The 14,754-nt window shown below is 54.3% G+C and carries 12 protein-coding genes and 1 tRNA gene; 4 read left to right on the top strand and 9 right to left on the bottom strand.

Features of this window, described 5'->3' with window-relative positions; all coding sequences use genetic code 11:
• Positions 1-144: 144 nt before the first annotated feature.
• Positions 145-519 (bottom strand): hypothetical protein, encoded by a 375-nt coding sequence (locus ACR0IY_RS14755; protein WP_480674549.1) that lies wholly within the window; start codon positions 517-519, stop codon positions 145-147.
• A gap of 49 nt (positions 520-568) precedes the next feature.
• Between ACR0IY_RS14755 and ACR0IY_RS14750 the strand changes: the two genes are divergently transcribed.
• The gene (locus tag ACR0IY_RS14750) at positions 569-1,369 is read left to right on the top strand and encodes an alpha/beta fold hydrolase (protein WP_480674547.1); all 801 of its coding nucleotides are present in this window, start codon (positions 569-571) and stop codon (positions 1,367-1,369) included.
• Here ACR0IY_RS14750 and ACR0IY_RS14745 read toward each other — a convergent pair.
• The 5 genes from ACR0IY_RS14745 to ACR0IY_RS14725 form a co-directional block, all read right to left on the bottom strand.
• Complete coding sequence (locus ACR0IY_RS14745; protein ID WP_480674545.1) at positions 1,366-1,743, bottom strand: rhodanese-like domain-containing protein; 378 nt, start codon at positions 1,741-1,743, stop codon at positions 1,366-1,368. The two genes, ACR0IY_RS14750 and ACR0IY_RS14745, sit on opposite strands and share 4 nt — an antisense overlap.
• An 80-nt stretch (positions 1,744-1,823) precedes the next feature.
• Complete coding sequence (locus ACR0IY_RS14740; RefSeq protein ID WP_480674543.1) at positions 1,824-3,176, bottom strand: HlyD family type I secretion periplasmic adaptor subunit; 1,353 nt, start codon at positions 3,174-3,176, stop codon at positions 1,824-1,826.
• 11 nt (positions 3,177-3,187) lie between these two features.
• Positions 3,188-5,209, bottom strand: a complete 2,022-nt coding sequence (locus tag ACR0IY_RS14735) for a type I secretion system permease/ATPase (protein ID WP_480674541.1) — start codon at positions 5,207-5,209, stop codon at positions 3,188-3,190.
• Positions 5,210-5,459: 250 nt separating this feature from the next.
• On the bottom strand, positions 5,460-7,403 hold the full coding sequence (locus tag ACR0IY_RS14730) for a type I secretion protein (protein ID WP_480674539.1): 1,944 nt from the start codon (positions 7,401-7,403) through the stop codon (positions 5,460-5,462).
• 129 nt (positions 7,404-7,532) lie between these two features.
• Entirely contained in the window at positions 7,533-9,644 is a 2,112-nt protein-coding gene (locus ACR0IY_RS14725) for a hypothetical protein (protein WP_480674537.1), read from the bottom strand.
• An 825-nt stretch (positions 9,645-10,469) separates the two neighbouring features.
• On the opposite strand from ACR0IY_RS14725, the gene ACR0IY_RS14720 reads away from it, so the two are divergent.
• Both ACR0IY_RS14720 and ACR0IY_RS14715 read left to right on the top strand, forming a co-directional pair.
• Positions 10,470-11,015 carry a response regulator transcription factor gene (locus tag ACR0IY_RS14720; RefSeq protein ID WP_480674535.1) on the top strand — a complete coding sequence of 182 codons (546 nt, stop codon included), beginning with the start codon at positions 10,470-10,472 and terminating at the stop codon, positions 11,013-11,015.
• Positions 11,008-11,505, top strand: coding sequence for a hypothetical protein (locus ACR0IY_RS14715; protein ID WP_480674534.1), 498 nt, complete (start codon positions 11,008-11,010; stop codon positions 11,503-11,505). Before ACR0IY_RS14720 ends, ACR0IY_RS14715 begins: the two co-directional genes overlap by 8 nt.
• A 10-nt stretch (positions 11,506-11,515) precedes the next feature.
• Here the strand turns inward: ACR0IY_RS14715 and ACR0IY_RS14710 are convergent.
• A tRNA-Leu gene (locus tag ACR0IY_RS14710) sits at positions 11,516-11,600 on the bottom strand.
• A 367-nt stretch (positions 11,601-11,967) separates the two neighbouring features.
• Here ACR0IY_RS14710 and ACR0IY_RS14705 point away from each other — a divergent pair.
• The gene (locus tag ACR0IY_RS14705; RefSeq protein WP_480674532.1) at positions 11,968-12,450 is read left to right on the top strand and encodes a hypothetical protein; all 483 of its coding nucleotides are present in this window, start codon (positions 11,968-11,970) and stop codon (positions 12,448-12,450) included.
• A gap of 286 nt (positions 12,451-12,736) precedes the next feature.
• Here ACR0IY_RS14705 and ACR0IY_RS14700 read toward each other — a convergent pair whose 3' ends face one another.
• Together ACR0IY_RS14700 and ACR0IY_RS14695 are read right to left on the bottom strand one after the other, a co-directional pair.
• Positions 12,737-14,077 (bottom strand): sensor histidine kinase, encoded by a 1,341-nt coding sequence (locus ACR0IY_RS14700; protein WP_480674530.1) that lies wholly within the window; start codon positions 14,075-14,077, stop codon positions 12,737-12,739.
• Positions 14,077-14,736, bottom strand: a complete 660-nt coding sequence (locus ACR0IY_RS14695) for a response regulator (RefSeq protein ID WP_480674528.1) — start codon at positions 14,734-14,736, stop codon at positions 14,077-14,079. Before ACR0IY_RS14695 ends, ACR0IY_RS14700 begins: the two co-directional genes overlap by 1 nt.
• Positions 14,737-14,754 lie beyond the last annotated feature (18 nt).

Genomic DNA, 14,754 nt, shown 5'->3' with positions numbered 1-14,754 from the left:
TGGCGAAGACGGAAACGGAGCAGTCGAAGCCAAGGTCAAAGCCGAAGTCGCCGACCTATGCGCCAAATTCCCAATCTATCCGAACCTGTAAATACTGGTTTTAAACGACTTGAGCGGCGTCCGATGGGCGCCGTTCTTTTTTGGTCAGATAAAACCCTGCCAGCGCAGAAAAATCAGCAGTAACACCGACAGAGCAAGCAGGTTGAAAGCCAACCCGCCCAACATCCCCAGAAACCAGCCCAATCGCCGGTCAGCGCGGTTTATGCCACTTAGGTGAGCTTGAACCTCTTCCGATGCCTTTGCGAGTTTCGGGGTATCCAATACCAGCCGCAACTTGGGATGCGCCGCCATTTGTTCGGCGTTCGCTAACAACAGCGCCTGTCTATAGACCCGCCGAGGCAACTGCCGTTTGGCCTTTCGAATTGAGGCTGTCAGGGTTTTATCACGTACGCCCAGCTTTTTACGCAACAACTGAACTGTCTGCGCGATCCCGTTTTCAATATCAGTGTTTTCCGACATGACGTGGCCTCCAAGCCCGTCAATTTAGCTGCCGTGTGCATGGGCGACAATGGGGCTGGTTGTTTCTTTTCCCGGCGAGTATCACATCGTCATGCTGAATACGATCATACATGGTGAACCAACCGAAAACCCGCCCCTGCTGATCGCGCATGGGCTTTACGGATCAGCCAGAAACTGGGGCGTGATCGCGCGGCGTCTGGCTGACGAGAGACAGGTTATCGCCGTGGATATGCGCAATCATGCCTATAGCATGTGGACCGATCAGCACAGCTATCCTGAACTGGCAAGAGATCTTGCCGAAGTTATCGAGCATTTCGCCGGTCAGGCGGATGTCGTTGGGCATTCCATGGGCGGCAAGGCCGCGATGACGCTGGCGCTGCAACATGGTGATCTGGTACGAAAACTGGTGGTGGCCGACATCGCACCAGTGAACTACACCCACAGCCAGATTCAGTTCATCGAAGCAATGCGTGCTGTCGATCTGTCAAAGGTTGAGAGGCGCTCGGACGCGTCAGAGCAACTGGCCGAGCTGGGTGTTGAAAAAGCGCTGCAGAGTTTTTTCACGCAGTCACTTGATGTCAAAGGGCAACGCTGGTTGCTGAACCTCGACGTTCTGGCAAAAGAAATGTCAAAAATCATGGGCTTTCCCGATCTGAGCGCACAATGGACCGGCCCAACCCTGTTTCTGTCCGGCGCGGACTCGGACTATGTTCTGCCCGAGCACCGCGCCCTGATCCGTACCCTGTTTCCAGCCGCTAAGTTTGCCAAAATCCCCGGTGCGGGGCACTGGCTGCATGCCGAAAAGCCACGCGAATTTGAAGCCGCCGTCCGGACCTTCCTGAACGCTTAACTCTGCGTGATATCACCCCCGCCCTTAACCCAATCGGGTAGGCCGCCCAAATTATAGACCCGCTCATATCCCATATCTTTCAAAAGCTTACCAGCCAATGCCGCTCGGCCCCCTGCGGCGCAGTACAAGATGATCGGGCGGTCCTTTCGAAGCTCGGCATCATGGGATTGCAAAGTATCATCAGCACGGAATTCCAACATACTGCGTGGGATGTGATGCGCGCCGACGGCGCGGCCTGTCTGTTGCAATTCGACGGCATCGCGCACGTCCAGCAGTAATGCCCCCTGCCCCAGCATATCCTTGGCGACCTGCGTGTCGATGCGATCGACGGCAGCATTCGCGGCCTCTAACATGTCTTTTACGGTAACTGGCATGAGTGTTCCTCCAGTGGGTTTCACCGGAGGTTAACATGCAAAAAATGGAAGGTGTAGCCACCCGATTGGCCGACCCTCAATTATTGTTCGCGGAAGGCCCGCGACATGCTGTCGGTTACAGGCTTGGCGATATAGGCCGCAAAGGTGCGTTCTTCCGTCTGGATCATAATCTCGGCGGGCATGCCCGGAGTCGGGATAAAGCCCCGCACGCGTTCAATTTCTTCGGGCTCCAACGAGATGCGGGCCAGATAGACCTCTTGCGGTGCTCCACCTGCATCCTCAAACACAGAGTCAGCCGACAAATAGAACACTTCGCCATACAGCACCGGCGTCGTGCGCTGGTTCAACGCCACCAGTCGTACAGTCGCCTCTTGCCCGGTTACAACACTGTCGATCTCGGTGCGAGGAATTTGCGCCTCGATGATCAGTGGGGCGTCTGACGGCAGAATCTCGGCAATGGGTTCACCGGTTTCGATCACTCCGCCGGGTGTGTGATAGTGCAGCCGCACCACAGTGCCCGTCACTGGAGCGCGTACAACCGCACGATCCAGAACGCTTCGGGCCTGGCGGGCTTTTTCACGGACACTTTCCAGATCGGCCTCAATCACCCCCAATTCGTCCAAAGCGGCCTCGCGATAGGCTGCACGGGTGCGGGTAATCTGTTCGTCATACTTCAACAACATCTGACTGATTTCGGCCGCCTCGGCTGTCAGGCGTGCTTGCTGGCCTTCTGCCTCGGCCTGAACGCGACGGATCGTGTTTAAATCGCCTTTGCGGACCAGACCCTTTTCAAACAGCGCCTGTTTGGTCTCATACTCTTCCTGCAAGATCTCGGACCGCCGGATCATGCTGGCCAATTGCGCCTCGAACCCGCTGGAGCGAATTTTCAACGCCTCCATGTTACGTTCCAGCAAGGCGATATCGTTCACAAGTGTTTTGCGGGACAATTCAAAACTGATCTTTTGACCATCGAGAATCGTCATCACTTCGGTATCATCCGAGGCCGCCGCAAGTTCGGAAGAGAACTCCAGCTGATCCTTCTCTTCGTATTCGGCCAAAAGCCGTTCGGACATTGCCTGCAGGCGGATCTTACGGATGAACAATTCGCGTTCGTTCGCCTCGGCCGAGGTTTGGTCGAGAGTCATCAGCACCTGCCCTGCTTTAACGGACTGCCCTTCGATGACTTTGATTTCCTGAATAATACCACCCTCAAGGTGCTGTACGATCTTGTTGCGCCCAGTAGCAACAAAACTGCCCTGCGCAATGACCGCAGCTGCTAGCGGCGCGCGGAAAGACCAAACGCCGAAGCCGCCGAAACAGACGACCAGCAAAACGATACCAATCACAACCAGACGGTTGATCGAGCGCGGAACCTCGGCGTACCAGACTGTCGGGTCCTTAGGATCATTATTCACGGGTACCAGATCATTCATGTCGAGCCCCCCTATTGATTTTGAATGCCGGGCTTGGCGTTACGCGGCCCGTTCAATTGTTCCAGAACCTGCTCGCGCTGCCCAAACAGCGCGACACGGCCATCAGTCAGCAGCATGATCTTGTCGACCACGCTCAACAACGTCGGTTTCTGTGTGATCACAACAACAGTAATCTTGCTTTCTCTGGCCTGTTCAATGGCGCGCGCCAGTGCCTTGTCGCCGGCGACGTCCAGGTTCGAGTTCGGTTCGTCCAGAACCACCAACCTCGGGTTGCCAAAGAAGGCGCGGGCCAGTGCGATCCGCTGTTTCTGTCCGCCGGACAGGGGCGAGCCATCCGCGGCCACAACCGTTTCATATCCCTGTGGCAGCGTCGCGATCATGTTGTGCACATCGGCCAAAACTGCGGCGTCGTGGATCTGTTCATCAGTGGCATCGCTGCGCATACGGCCAATATTGTCCTTGATGGTACCAGGGAAAAGCTGCACGTCCTGCGGCAGATACCCGATGCTTTCACCGAACTGGCGCGGGTCCCAGTTGCGGATGTCCATCAGGTCCAGCCGTACACTGCCAGAGGTTGGCAGGATTGAACCGACCAACGTTTTACCCAAGGTCGTCTTGCCCGCGCCCGAGTTGCCGATGATCGCCAGCGTCTCACCTGGGTTCAGCGCGAAACTTATGCCGTTCAGAACAACGCGCTTGGTCCCGCCGGGCACATAGAGAAGACGTTCTACATCCAGACGGCCCTCGGGGCGCGGCAGGCGCAGCTTTTCAAACTGCAATGCTGAACTAGACAACAACTTATTGATCCGTCCATACGCAGCGCGGGTCAGCAGGAAGCTGTTCCACCCTTCGATCGAGCCTTCAATCGGTGCAAACGCACGACCTGCGATGATCGAAGCAGCAATGACCATCCCGCCCGTGATCTGGCCTTGCAGCGCCAGAAACGCACCCCAGCCCAGAATGCTAATTTGCGTCAGCAAACGTACGGCGCGGGAAATTGCGGCAAAGATCACGTTTCGGTCCTGTGCGCGGACCTGCCATGTCAACGACTGCGCGGTGTCGCGCCCCCAGATGCGAACGGCCTCGGGGATCATGGCCAGAGCGTTGATGATCTGGCTGTTGCGCGCCATGGAATCCAGATGCTGGTTCGCCATGGACTGCGCCTTGTTTGCCTCGGCAAACGGTTTGGCCGTCATACGCTGGTTGATAAAGGCAATTGTCATCAGCAGCAGGGCGGTCACGATCACGATCATCCCAAGCTGCGGATGCACCAGGAAGATCATCAGGATGAACAATGGGGCAAAGGGCACATCCAGGAACGAAATCAATGTACCCGAAACCAGAAAGCCCCTCACCTGCTGAAGGTCACCCAGCGTCTGGTATTCACGGCCAGTACCGTGCAATGAGGCATGGGCGGCGGCGCTGAGGATGGGTGCGCCCAGACGGGCGGCAACCTCAACCGCGGTGCGCATCAGCATGAAACGCCGGACCGCGTCGAAAGCGGATTGGAAGATGACCGCCCCGGCCACGATGGCCGTAAGCATGATCAGGGTATCCAGTGACCGACTGGTTAGAACTCGGTCGCTGATCTGGAACAGATAGATTGGGATCGCCAGGATCAGGATATTTGTCGCGCAGGTCAGAACCAGAACAAAAGACAGATTGCGATAGATGGCCCGAAGCGAGGTGCGCAGAGTGCGCTGGAAATCCTCGGGCGGTGTTCTTTTGTGAAATGTTTGGGGTGGCCCTTTCCCATCGCCGCCGCCAGAGCTGCTGCGCATCAATGGTTCGTTCGCCTTGGCCTCGATAGTGGTGCCCATGCGATCACCGCCGTTCGAGCGAGACGTGGGGGGTATACGGTCGCTCGTCTTATTGACGGTTTCAGGATCGGAGCCCTTAGCGTTGGCCACCCCAGCACCGCTGCCCTGTTGGTCACTGTCTTCGGCAGGCTGCGGCTGCTCACGCCGGGGGGAAGTTCCGGCGCGCAGGTGCGATTCCTCATTTGTCTCTTTACGTGCAGATTCAGATTTCACATTTGCCCCAATGCTCGAATCATTTTTTTTAAATTCATCCTGCTTGTCGTCATGCCGATCACTCAGCCGTAGGTCATCGCTCAGGCGTAAAGCAGGTTTTTTCTTTGATTTCTTTGTGTTATGGGGTGCGTTCGTAGTCTTCGACATGGCACCACCGTTACGATCCAATGGGCTGGCGTAACGTCTTGGACGCGACGAAAAATCAATCGACATATCAAAACTTTCAAGTCACTCGTAACAAAACAGGATACTATGCTAGCATAGATTGCATGCCGTCGTCGATGCTGGCAGATTCCGAAGGCGTTAGCTTGTTGTGCCCCGGAGCATTCTCGGAGTTACCCGGCGCATCAACTTCATCCAGCAGCAACGCAACTGCTTCGTTTGCGATTTCACCGTTATCTTCTTCTGGTACGTCAATCAGGCTAGCCTGGTGCAACAAGAGGTCCGAGTATTCTCCGCCTTGCGCCATAACCACGGAATCAACACCCATTTTGTTTACGCTGGCTGAATTGAGTATGGCGTTGCCAGCCCCCAATGCCGAAGCATGCGCGCCCTGAGCGCCCGCGATGTGGACATCATCATCATCCTGCAACATGGTGGTTTGCTCGATCACGTTGACCTGCAGCAGATCGCCCTCAATCTTGAGCACCCGAACCAATTCTGTTCCCGCAAACATAGGATCGTTCATCAGCGCGTCTTCCAACGCATCCGTGTCCATCTCTTGCAGAGGGATTACGTCTGCGAGGGGCTGAGTGATCTCGGCATGCGTATCTTCACCCGTGGATGTCAGCGAAACCTCGTTCATTACAAGGTTTTCTTCGGCGTCGGTCGGCAGAGCACCCGTGATCACGTCATTGTCCATCAACACGATGGTCTGGGACACGACATCAACCGAGATCATGTCGCCACCAATAATAATCACATCATAGTAACTGCCCAGCTGAAGGATATCTGCCGAGTTGACCATGTCGTTATCACCCAGCACGTACGACGTGGACGACGCCGTGATTTCAGCGCTGATGTGATCAATATCCGTGGCATCGATGGTTTGTTCGATAAAATTTGTCACGATCAGATCGCCATAGATCCAGTCGGTAAAAACGAGTGGGTCCTGGTTGGGATCGTCGGAGACATTGTCGGCCACCCACGACGCTTCTTTGGCTTCCACCTTGATCTCGGATGACTGAACCACATTCGTGTTGCTTTGAACGCCATCCCCGCCCTGATCGATGTCCGAAACGACCGCAACCTGACTGACAACTGTCACACTCATGGCACTGCCGCCGACCAGGATCGTAGGCGCGTCGACCCACCCTACATTCACCGCAACCTGATTGATCGCGAGGTTGCCGCCAGCAATGACCGAATGACCATCCTCGAATTCCGGATCGTCGGACCGGTCCCATTCTGCTGGAAGCAGATCCGGCACATCATCTTCCGCACCGTTGTCTTCTTCCGTTTTGTGATGCGCGGGAAGCAAGTCCATAAAATCTGGCGCTTCATCGACATACTCACCATTGACGATCACGCCCATGGCATCGTCGCCTTGGAATTGGTGTATTTCGACGCCCTCAACCTCGGCGATTTCGGGCGACTGCATCTGTTCGATCAACTCGTCGATCGCCTCACCCGACAGATACTCGCCTATGTCGAACGAAACCGATGACACAGCATGCAAAGACATCGCAGTTTCCTGAAGCTCCTCACCCTGCTCCATCAGGGTTTCGGCATCACGGAAATCGCCCTCTCCGACCGTGTCGTTGTCACTAAGATGAATGGTCTGGAACGTATATGTGACGGCAGATCCAATCAGTTCCATGTCGAACTCTGGCTCGTAGACCACTTCTATGGAAAGGGATCCTATCTGGAATGCATCCGGGAGGGGAACATCAGGTGCTGTCGCCGGGCCGGAAATAACTCCTGCCCCACCAGTTGGGCCCTGTAATGCGGGCGGTGCAGGGACATCTGCCTGAGGTACGAAAAACTTAAAGGGCAACGCGTCATAGTCGCCCGGGTCCATTTTCAAATGTGCCTTAATCTCAATCTTCGTGGGGTCGTCCAGCTCTTCAAGTTCGGCCTTGCGTCTCAGCGCGACAAATTCTTCGTACTGATCCCGCAGCCGGGCCTGTTCGGCTGTTAACTCAAAAGCTCCAACAAAATGTGCAATCTGTTCCGTAATACTGTCGAGCGACATATCGGTTTCCTTTCCCCGTCCCGGCATAAAATTTCCGGACTTGGGTTAAGCTGGGCCGAGGCCGCATACCGCGGCCCCGGCGTTTTTTTTAAAAGATTCAGAGCCCGCCAATGCGGGCTCTGACACACATTACGCGTCGGTGTCGTCGCTGGAGTAGGTCGAGGTCATCGAACCACCAACCATCGTCGTATCGACCGAGTTACCAAGAACGTTGGCACCCATGACAATCGACTGGTTGAAGGCAGATGTATCAACCACTGCAGCGGCAGAAGCGTAGGATTCGCCAGTTACAATGCCGTCACCCGCATTGTTCGAACCCCATGTTCCGGCGTTACCACCGTTACCACCGTCACCCGAGTTTGCACCCGATGCGTTACCAGCGGTCGTGGTGCTACCCCAGCTATCTCCGAGGGTCGCCTTACCGTGCGCATCGCCGCCGGTTCCACCGGACGCCATTGCGGCACCGCCGCCACCACCGATACCCGATTCTGAGGTACCCCAGGTTTTGCCAGTTCCGGTCGAGGTCGCGTCGTTGTTAGACTTCGCGTCGCCACCATAGCCCGAAATCGCTTTGGCCAGGCTGTCAGCAGAACCATCGGTATCCGCTGTCGAGAACACCTGAGAGTTGCCACCGTTACCAGCGTCGTTGTCAGCGTCCACAGAACCGGTACCATCGCCAGTCGATGTTGCGTCCTGATCAACGGCACCACCGCCACCGCCGACACCGTCTGCCCTTGCCGTACCGGTTCCTTCACCGTCGGCGCGACCGTCAGTATCATTGGTTCCACCAGAACCAGCCTTGGAGTCCGCGGTTTGATCACCAACGCCCTGAGCATCCGCGTCCGCATCTGCGTCGCCGCCGTCGCCCGAGCCACCAGTGCCGTTACCGCCGGTTCCACTACCTGTGATATTTTCGTTCACCGCGTTACCGCCAGTGCCGTCACCGCCACCGCCGCCAGCTACCAGTTCTTCCAGCACTTCGGGACCGCCAGCGCCGCCAGCACCGCCAGTACCAGCGCCACCAGTTGCGTCGTTGTTGTCGCCGTCGCCGCCGTTGCCGTCGCCGCCGTCTCCTTTACCACCATCGCCGCTGGCGTCGCTACCGGCCAGAGAACCCGCAAGGCCAAGACCCAGATTACCTGCGCCACTGTCGCCGCCGTCTGCGCCGTAAGCCGACGAGTCGTTTGCTCCCAGACCTACGCCCTTGGCATCGGCGTCGGAATCGTTGTCACCACCTTCTGACTTACCTGCGTTACCGGCGCCTGACAGACCCAACCCTAGGCCAAGACCGATCGAACCGGCATTACCGCCTGCACCACCGGCACCGTCCGAATCCGCGTCTGCAGAACCGTCGTTGTCTGCAACAGATTCAGAGGCTGCGTCGCCGCTGTCGCCGCCATCGCTGTCACCATCAGCCGACGCATCAGACTTGCCAACACCTAGACCAAGGGTTGTCGCATCACCCGACGCTCCGCCGTCACCGGCACTTGCGTCAGTATCCGCATCGCCAGCGTGACCGCCAAACGCGATTGCTGTGCCACCCTTCGAGTACGAAGTTGCATCACCAGCTGAGGTTGAACCACCATCACCTGATGCTCCACCGACCGACTGTGAACCAATACCTTCCGAAGCATTGGCTTCGCCGCCCATGGCGTCGCCTTTTTGCTCAAAGTACCCGTTGTCATTCGATACGCTTGCCGAATCCAACGTGTCATTGTCAGTCAGGTTGGCAACTTGGTGGTTAATCGCCGACATATCGTTGCCTGGACCATCCAACGAGATATCCAGGTTCATGTCGTCGCCGGGATCATAGTCGAAATCATTGCCGACCGTGATGATGTCCTCGACCGAACCGCCTTCGTAAACGTCTACGTCGACCAGATCCTTATCATTTGGTCTCAGGCCATCTTCGCCGAAATCAATGTTGACTGAGTTCGAGTTGTCGTTGGTGTTGTCACCGTTGACCTGACGCTGGTCCTGATCCTGAGCTTGGTCTTGACCTTGTTCTTGACCTTGGTCCTGACCGTTCTCAACAACAGTTTCCTGAGCCTGATCCTGGCTCTGCTCCTGATCGTTGGTGTTATCTACGTCGTTGTCGTTGGTTTGCTCTTGCTCATTAAGATTGGCATCGATCTCAGCGTCTTCGATGGTAACGTCCGCTTCGACATCAACATGTGCTTCTTCGATCTCGACTTCACCAATGGCAGTAATGTCATTGTGCGGTTGTTGGCGTCTATCCATAACAATTTTCCACTTATTAGGCGCCTGACCGTCATTCATCTACAAAACGGTTACCGGCGCAGTTGAAACAATAATTGGCATTCAGGCGCATTAGCGCTTGTATGCGGAACATTCCTTGATTTCGTTTTTGCACCTCCCTTTCTCGGCTAAGCCGACGCAGTACCCGCGATATTCAGGTTCGTGCTAATTCACGATTCGCGGACACATCAGGACCAAGACTTCACAAATTGAAGCCCGGTCATGCTCGCAGCAGGAAGGGGGTCTGAATAGCTGCCCTAAAGCATTAGATTTGGGAAATATTTGTTTTTAAACGATTTTTATTTACATTAACGCAAAATTAATGGGTTTTTGCTTTCGCAAATCATTTCGAATCGTCTGATTGTATAAATTCTCAGAATTTCACGCTTTTTATGAAAAAACTGACCGCAAACCTAAACGAAAGTTCTAGTTCTACCGAGCAGGTAAACACAGAATGTTGATGAAAATAAGGCTTTCAGTTATACTACGTCTGCATATGATGTTTATTTACTGTTAAGTTACATTCGCTGTGTCGTTTCTGATTTCGTCACGTTTTTTTGTGGCGTGGGTTAATAGGGGGAAATTATGAGCAATCCGTTACAGGATAGTGTTGCCCAAATTAGTGTTTGTCCTGAAGATTTTTCGATCAACTTCATCGGCAAGGAATTGTTTTTCTCAAACCAAACACTGCGCAGTGTTCAGGCTGAGTTTGGTGTCGCCGCACACAGGTATGATGATATCGCTGATCTGACGCGGTCCGCTGCTCTGGGTGCAATTGCTGGGAAGGTGATTGTCGTTGATCAGATAATGCTGGACGACCTGCTCAACAGACCAAGCGCCTATATTGCAGCGGTCGATACGGGCTGCCTTGCTTTTGCTTATCGTAAAGAAGACGCCGCCCGCACTTTGTTTGAAAGTTGGGACAGAGGGCAGTTTGGTGATATCGGCTATCTGCCGATGAATGTCGCCCCGGACGTGTGGCGCTCGATTCTGCGTCTGCTGATGCATGAAGAATTGTACCTGCCCAGCTTCCTTGCGGACTGCATGCCCGTCGCTCAGAATCAAACCGGTCCCTGCCCGGTCAGCCCTAGCACTGACATACCGCAGACAAAGCCCAAAAAACCGCACCCGGCATTCTCCAAATTGACGCGGAGAGAGAAACAAGTCTTGCGCCTGGTATCAAAAGGCCAAAGCAACAAAATCATCGCTTCGAACCTTGGGATTACCGAACACACGGTTAAACTGCACATGCACAATGTTGCGGGCAAGATTGGTGTTAGCAATCGAACGGCGGCCGCACAGTTTTATTTTGAGATGGCTGCGGACGAAGCACGCGGACAGACAGTTGACTGAGGCCATTGAAGCCCGGTTTGACCGCCTGATTTTGCTGGTCGGTCGGCTAAACTATATGTGGACCAACACTGAAAGCTTGTTGATCCACCTGATTGCTGGCTTAAGCGGAACCCAAAAGGACGTCGCGGTCATCATCTTTTTGACTCTGAACACGACGCGCGCGCGTATCGACCTGGTTGAGCGGCTGGCCAAGATGGAAGGCCGCCCACCCGAGGTTCGGGATCCGATCCTCAAGCATACCCAACGGCTGAGCAAACTGTCTGCCATTCGCAACAGGTACAATCACTGTATTTACTCATTCGACGCCGAAAGCGGGAACCCCAAGACGATCCTAATGCGCATCTCAGACCGCAAAACCGACATAAAACTTGGTCGTGAAGACACGGTTGACGAAAAAGGCCTTAAGGAAATCGAGGACATCGTCGCCCAACTTTCAGCAGCGAACCGAGACATTTGGCAACTAATACGCCAACTGGGGTTTCCAATCTAACAGCAAGATATGGTGCGGATGGCGGGGATCGAACCCGCAAGCCCTAGGGCGAGGGATTTTAAGTCCCTTGCGTTTACCAGTTTCGCCACATCCGCATGCCACCCAAGCCCATAAGCTGGTGACGTCTGGAACTCTTACTGCCAACCAAGCCGATTTAAAAGCCGCTAAGTGGGCTCTTTCCAATAGAATTAGCAGAGAGGCCGGCCGGCAACAGAACCGTGCGCCCATGCCGAACTAAAAACCATCGTTGGACGCCCGTTTCCGCTTTAGGCGTATTGTTCATCGGTTGCAGTGTTGTTGGACTTGGACCCATCACAACAGGAATCGTTCACGTGCCGCCTATTCACCTCAAATTGCCAATTGAAGCCTTGGAGCCGCACGCAAAAGTTGTGATGCGCTTGCAAATTCCCGGTTTGAGTTTAAGTTTCGGGGAACAGTCATTTACGTCAAATTTGTTTCGTCATGAGCATTGAGCAGAAGTCTTTTCAAGATCGAATCGCAGGAATAAATCAGCGCGTGGCAGAAGCCGCCTGCAGTGCCCCTCCGCCCAAAACCGAGAGTTTCTTGGTACGCCTGGCCTATCCCGGAGCATTCCTTGGCGCATTTCTCCTGGGTGTGTTCATCGTTTTTCTGACACGTTACTTTCAGTCTCAATTGGTTGGCATCCCGGAAAATGGCCAACCAGGCATTCAAGACTTCATTGGTGTTGGACTGGCGGGCATGGCAGGTATTATTGTTTCGATGTTCCTCAAGGAAAAACAAAAGGAATTCGCGAGCGCAAGCACACTTGGCGTTTTGATGACCACCTTTACGTACCACAATCTTGTGTGGATGTATCCCGACGCCTTCGAACGGATATATGGGCCGGACTGGGTTGAGTTCGTTCAAAAAATTACAGAACCATCAAGCCTGTACTTATTCGGCAACACCATTCTGTTGAGTTAAACGACCGCCTATTCGACTGGAATGTCCCTTCTGCAGCTGCAGACGCTAAGCCCCTACGCCGTGACCTTGGATACAGGCTTACTCATGTTTCTCTCCGGGATATCACCCAAGCCTTCTTTGAGGCTGTCGGTGTCGCCTTGATCAAGCAATGTACGTTCCGCATTGAAAAACAAACTCAAACATTTCCGCTGAGCTAAAAAACCTGCCCAACAAACTAGGTTAAGATTGTCTTCGACTTCTGGCACGCACAGATTCCAGACAATGAGTCACCTAGCGTTCTGAACCGTCACTGCTTCGACTTGGTTGGAATTACTACCCGACCTTTTAACCCACCAAGAGAGGTAGACTTTTGCAGGTCAAAAAGCGCGCCGTAAGCGCTGAGTAGGTCAACTGCAATTGCCAGCCCCAATCCGCTACCGCTTACCGATGTGTCAAGCCGCCCACCGGAACGCAATGCTTCGCGCATTGCGTCCTCCGGTATGCCCGGGCCGTCATCTTCTATACAAATCTCGACACAGTCTTCCTGACGGTTGGCAGTCAGTCTAACTCTGCCGCGACACCATTTGACCGCATTATCCAACAAGTTTCCGAGAACTTCTTCGATATCCTGCGTATCCATGCGCACCCAAAGTTCGGGTTCGCTGTTAACCTCCAGCTTTTTGCCCTCTCTCTCGGCAATCGTTGAAAACAACCGTGCGAGCCGTTCGACAGAGTGTGAAATATCCGTACGCGAATGCGTTAACTCAGCCGTGTTTAGCGCCCTGATCCGAGCGAGTGATCGCCCGAGTTGAGCGTCGATCCGATCCAAAGCTTCATCCGCGATGTTTGTGGCGACTCCGGTCTGCGACAAAGATTGCAGTTCATTTCTGAGGATCGTGGCTGGGGTTTTCAAAGCATGCGCCAGATCAGCAGCTTGCCTACGCGAGCCGGACACAATGTCCCGATTTCGACGCAAAAGCTGATTTAAGTCATCCACCAAAGGAGCCACTTCGTCCGGGTAATCCTCTGGTTTCAGGTCATCATCTGAATCCCAACGATGAGCTACATCCGTGCGCAATTTTCGCAGAGGCCCCAGGATGGCTGACATCAACATCAAAGAAGTAGCTACACCGAACAGACCGACCATACCAAACACCGGAAGAAGACTGCGCTGTGCTGCCCGCCTTTCATTGACCAATAGCGCTTGGCTTTCGGCGACACTGACGCCCCACTCGGTACCGTCTTCGAAGGTGATTGTCTGATACACGCTGCGGATCCTTTCACCCTCAGGACCCGAAGTATTCCAAAGCAACGCGTTTTCAGAGGCGTCTGGGGGTTCCGCGATTATCTCGTCAAACAGAGACGAGGACGTGAATATCTCCCCTTCACCATTGGAGACCTGCCAGTATCTGCCAGAGTACGGAGTGCTGTAAGCGGGGTCGAACATAAGGTCTTGCAAAGCAGCCGGGTCCTGGGTCGTGACACTAAGCCCCACTACAAGCTGAGTGTGACGGTCCAGCAGGGCAGCATCAAAACGATTAGAGACTCGGGCGTCGATGAAAGAAAATACAGCCAGAGTGCCCAAACCAACTGACAAGGCCCCGGACGCGATACCGCCGAGCAAAGCCCGCTGTCGCAGTGACAACATCAGACTGAATCGATCATATATCCACGACCACGCACTGTTCTTATCAGGTCAGGCCCCAGTTTGTTGCGCAGGCGGTTTATGAAAACCGCGATAGTATTCGAATCTCGATCACCGTCATACTCGTAGATATGCTCTGAAAGTTCGGTTCTAGGTATCAAGCGACCGGCGTTGTGGGCCAGATAAGTTAGAACTGCAATTTCCTGGGCGGTTAAATCAACTGGAACGCCATCAACAGTCACCCGCCCATTGCGAGTATCAAGGATAACGTTGCCCATCTCAATTACAGGATTCAGCTGCCCACTTTGGCGGCGCAGTATGGCACGGACGCGTGCCGCCAGTTCCGGCAGATGAAACGGTTTGGTCATGTAATCATCTGCGCCGGCGTCCAGCCCGTCCACTCGTTCGCTCCAGCCATCACGGGCAGTTAGGATCAAGACAGGCGTCTTTATTCCTGCGCTTCGCCAATCGCGCAAAACAGAAATACCGTCCCGTTCCGGCAGACCAAGATCAAGGATGATCATGTCATATGGTTCGGTGGCCCCCAAATGCTGAGCATCGGTACCATTATTGACGATATCGACCACTCGACCTTCAGCGTTCAGCAGTCTCTTGATCTGCTCGCAAAGGTGCGGTTCATCTTCAGCGAGTAAGACTCTCATATTTCGTTTCTACTAGCC

Source organism: Ruegeria sp. BC1 (genome assembly GCF_056539305.1).
This window is presented reverse-complemented; position numbering and strand designations above follow the sequence as displayed.

Bases quoted from the DNA above. Each gene is read 5' to 3' on its own strand.
- ACR0IY_RS14720 (WP_480674535.1), top strand. From the start codon at position 10,470: ATGCTGGACGACCTGCTCAACAGACCAAGCGCCTATATTGCAGCGGTC.
- ACR0IY_RS14730 (WP_480674539.1), bottom strand. From the start codon at position 7,403: ATGTCGCTCGACAGTATTACGGAACAGATTGCACATTTTGTTGGAGCT.
- ACR0IY_RS14705 (WP_480674532.1), top strand. From the start codon at position 11,968: ATGAGCATTGAGCAGAAGTCTTTTCAAGATCGAATCGCAGGAATAAAT.
- ACR0IY_RS14700 (WP_480674530.1), bottom strand. From the start codon at position 14,077: ATGTTGTCACTGCGACAGCGGGCTTTGCTCGGCGGTATCGCGTCCGGG.
- ACR0IY_RS14755 (WP_480674549.1), bottom strand. From the start codon at position 519: ATGTCGGAAAACACTGATATTGAAAACGGGATCGCGCAGACAGTTCAG.
- ACR0IY_RS14695 (WP_480674528.1), bottom strand. From the start codon at position 14,736: ATGAGAGTCTTACTCGCTGAAGATGAACCGCACCTTTGCGAGCAGATC.
- ACR0IY_RS14750 (WP_480674547.1), top strand. From the start codon at position 569: ATGGGGCTGGTTGTTTCTTTTCCCGGCGAGTATCACATCGTCATGCTG.
- ACR0IY_RS14725 (WP_480674537.1), bottom strand. From the start codon at position 9,644: ATGGATAGACGCCAACAACCGCACAATGACATTACTGCCATTGGTGAA.
- ACR0IY_RS14745 (WP_480674545.1), bottom strand. From the start codon at position 1,743: ATGCCAGTTACCGTAAAAGACATGTTAGAGGCCGCGAATGCTGCCGTC.
- ACR0IY_RS14740 (WP_480674543.1), bottom strand. From the start codon at position 3,176: ATGAATGATCTGGTACCCGTGAATAATGATCCTAAGGACCCGACAGTC.